Here is a 3,548-nt window from a genome sequence, read left to right as displayed (position 1 = left end):
CCCCCTGCCTCCCTCCTACGAGCCGCACCAAGACAACGAGGTCACCGTGAGAAACACCCGCCGCACCCTCCTCACCGCCATAGCCGCCGTCGGCGCGCTCACCTCTGTCGCCGCCTGCGGGGGCGGTTCCGACTCCTCCGCGTCCGGTTCCGGCAAGGCCGGCGGGACGTACAACTTCTGGGACCCGTACCCGCAGTTCGACGCCTCCTCGGCGTGGGGCAAGCTCGTCACCAAGTGCGGCACGGACGCCGGGGTCAAGGTCAAGCGCACCAGCATGGACACCACGGACCTGGGCAACAAGGCGCTGCTCGCCGCCCAGCAGGGCAACGCCCCCGACGTGATGCTGGTGGACAACCCGGTCGTCTCCACGCTCGTGGAGGCGGGGATCCTCAACAAGACCAGCGACCTCGGCCTCGACACATCGTCGATCCAGAAGAACATCCTCGGCGCGGGCGTCATCGACAACGCCTCCTACGGGGTGCCGATCGGCGCCAACACCCTCGCGCTCTACTACAACAAGAAGATCCTGTCCGCGGCCCAGGTCGACCCGGCGTCCGTCAAGGACTGGAGCTCGCTCACGGCGGCGCTGGAGAAGGTCAAGACGGCCGGGAAGAAGGGCATCACCTTCTCCGCGATCAACACGGAGGAGGGCAGCTTCCAGTTCCTGCCGTGGTTCTGGGGCGCGGGCGGCGACCTCACCAAGCTCAACTCGGACAAGGGCGTCGCCGCGCTGTCGCTGTGGAAGCAGTGGGTCGACGGCGGATACGCGCCGAAGGACGTGCTCCAGAACACCCAGACCACCAGCTGGCAGGAGTTCGCCACCGGCGACTACGCGTTCAGCGAGAACGGCACCTGGCAGCTCGGCAACGCGGACAAGGCCGGCTTCGCGTACGGCGTCATCAACATCCCCGGGCAGAACGGCGGTTCGGCGCCGGTGCCGACCGGCGGCGAGTTCGTCACCGTCCCGGTGCAGAAGGACACCTCCCGCTACGACGTCAGCAAGAAGATCGTCACCTGTCTGACGAACTCCGCGAACCTGCTGACCACCGACACGACCCTGACGTATGTGGCACCCACCGCCCAGGTGCAGGCCCAACAGGTCAATCAGAACCCCGAGTTGAAGCCGTGGGTCGGCGCGGTGGCCGCGGCGCGCGGCCGCACCAGCGGTGGTCTGGGCACCAAGTACCCGACGATCTCCCAGCCTATGTGGACCGCCGTGCAGAACGCCCTGTCGGGCGGCAAGAGCCCGCAGGCGGCCCTCGACGCCGCTCAGACGGCCGCGAGCAAGGGCTGACACGGGCCGCCGCGCTTCTCCGGAAACCACATCGCCACCGCCGGGACACCGCCGCCGGCCCGGGACACGCCACCCGCATCCAGGAGTACCCATGACCATCGCCCGCGTCGACCGCCGCTCGCAGCGGTCCCCGGCCAGGTCCGGGGCGACCGGCACCGGACAACAGACGGACGACACGTCGAACCTACGGCGCCGACAGCGCCGTAGGAGCAGGCTGATCGCGCTGGCCTTCGTCGCCCCGCTGGTCGTCTACCTCGCCGCCTTCTACCTCTACCCGCTCTACCGCAACCTCGACCTGAGCCTGCGCGACTACACCGTCCGGTCGTTCGTGCAGGGGGACGCCCCCTTCTCCGGCCTCGACAACTTCAGGACCGTCCTGGACGACCCCACGTTCGGCCCGGCGATGCGCCACACCCTGGTCTTCACCTTCGCGTCGATCGCGTTCCAGTACGCGGCCGGGCTCGCCCTCGCGGTCTTCTTCAACCGGCACTTCCGGCTCGCCGGGACCCTGCGCGCCCTGTTCCTGATCCCCTGGCTGCTGCCGCTGATCGTGTCGGCGTCGACCTGGTCGTGGATGTTCAACAGCGAGTCCGGAGTCATCAACTACGCCCTGCACTTCGTGGGCGTGTCTCCAGTGGACTGGCTCAACTCGCCGGACTGGGCGCTGACTTCGGTCGTCATCGCGAACATCTGGATCGGCATCCCGTTCAACCTCGTCATCCTCTACAGCGGGCTCCAGAACATCCCTGCGGAGCTGTACGAGGCGGCATCCCTGGACGGGGCCGGCGCCTGGCAGCAGTTCCGCCGCATCACCTTCCCCCTACTGCGCCCGGTCTCGGCGATCACCCTGCTCCTCGGGCTGGTGTACACGCTAAAAGTCTTCGACCTGATCTGGATCATGACCAAAGGCGGTCCAGGCGACGCGTCGTCCACCCTCGCGACCTGGTCGTACCAGCTCGGCTTCGGCACGCTGCTGCCGAAGTTCGGCCCCGGCGCGGCCGTCGGCAACATCCTCATCGTCATCGCGCTCGTCTTCGGCCTGCTCTACATCCGCGTCCAGAGGAGGCAGGAAGCATGAAGTCCCGTACGGGAAAACGCCGTTACACCGTCATCGGCGTCCTGCTGACCGCGCTGATGCTGTTCCCGGTGTACTGGATGATCAACGTGTCCCTCACCCCGCAGCAGGACATGCGCAAGACCCCGCCCGACCTGCTGCCCCTGCACCCCACCTTCGAGGGCTACCGGGCCGTCCTGAACGACCAGTTGCCCTACCTCGGCACCAGCCTGCTCATCGGCCTGGGCACGGTCGCCCTCACCCTGGCCCTCGCCGCCCCGGCCGGATTCGCCCTGGCCAAACTGCGTCCACTGGGCGGCGGAACCCTCGGACTCGCCCTGCTGGTCGCCCAGATGATCCCCGGCATCGTCATGGCGATGGGCTTCTACGGCATCTTCCTCGACCTCGGCCTGCTCAACTCCTGGTGGGGGCTGATCGTCGCGGACTCCACCATCGCCGCGCCGTTCGGCGTGATGATCTTCACGGCCTTCATGTCGGGCATCCCCGGCGAACTCATCTCCGCGGCCCGCATCGACGGCGCCGGCACCTGGCGCATCTTCCGGTCCGTGGTGCTGCCGGTGAGCCGCAACGCGGTGGTCACCGTGTCGCTCTTCAGCTTCCTGTGGGCCTGGTCCGACTTCGTCTTCGCCAACACTCTTGACGGCGGCGGTACTTGGCGGCCGATCACCCTCGGCATCTACAAGTACATCGGCAACAACAACCAGGAGTGGAACGCGATCATGGCCACCGCCGTCGTCGCGTCGATCCCGGCGGCCGTCCTCCTGGTCCTCGCCCAGCGCTACGTGGCCGCGGGCGTGACCGCCGGCGCGGTCAAGGACTGATCCACGGTGCCGGCCGCCGCGGGCCCACGGGTCGGGCGGAGCCGCGGACCGCCGATGCCCGTTCGCACCCCACTCCCGGCTGCCTTCCGTCACCCGGGCCCCATCGGTCGGCAGCTCCCCGAGCCGCCTCCGCACATCACCGCACCTCAACGCACCGCGCTCGGCAAGTCCCCCTCCCCCACTCAGGAGAGCCGCTGATGTCATACCTGAGCCACTGCCACCGTTCCAGAGCGCCCCTCGGCCGCGTCGGCGCCGCCGTGGCGCGCGCTCAGCCCCGCACGCCGCACAGATGCAGCAGCGCGGCCACCGACCGGTACGGATCGGTCCGCCCGGCCCGCTCCTCGGCGGCCAGCAGCGG

3 protein-coding genes and 1 pseudogene are annotated in these 3,548 nt (G+C 68.7%); 3 read left to right on the top strand and 1 reads right to left on the bottom strand.

The window, feature by feature from the left end; genetic code table 11:
* The first annotated feature begins 46 nt into the window (after window positions 1-46).
* From ACNFOC_RS52390 to ACNFOC_RS52380, 3 genes are all read left to right on the top strand, one after another.
* Window positions 47-1,294 (top strand): sugar ABC transporter substrate-binding protein, encoded by a 1,248-nt coding sequence (locus ACNFOC_RS52390; RefSeq protein ID WP_416966025.1) that lies wholly within the window; start codon window positions 47-49, stop codon window positions 1,292-1,294.
* Window positions 1,295-1,385: 91 nt separating this feature from the next.
* Entirely contained in the window at window positions 1,386-2,372 is a 987-nt protein-coding gene (locus ACNFOC_RS52385) for a carbohydrate ABC transporter permease (RefSeq protein ID WP_416966024.1), read from the top strand.
* Window positions 2,369-3,190, top strand: coding sequence for a carbohydrate ABC transporter permease (locus ACNFOC_RS52380; RefSeq protein WP_416966023.1), 822 nt, complete (start codon window positions 2,369-2,371; stop codon window positions 3,188-3,190). The genes ACNFOC_RS52385 and ACNFOC_RS52380 overlap by 4 nt, the downstream gene beginning before the upstream one ends.
* A gap of 268 nt (window positions 3,191-3,458) precedes the next feature.
* On the opposite strand, the pseudogene ACNFOC_RS52375 reads toward ACNFOC_RS52380, so the two are convergent.
* Window positions 3,459-3,548: pseudogene (locus ACNFOC_RS52375) on the bottom strand (SAM-dependent methyltransferase); the annotation flags it as partial.

Source organism: Streptomyces colwelliae (genome assembly GCF_048158785.1).
Lineage (GTDB): Bacteria > Actinomycetota > Actinomycetes > Streptomycetales > Streptomycetaceae > Streptomyces.
Note: the sequence above shows the minus strand (reverse complement) of the source record. Positions and strands in the feature narration are given on the sequence as shown.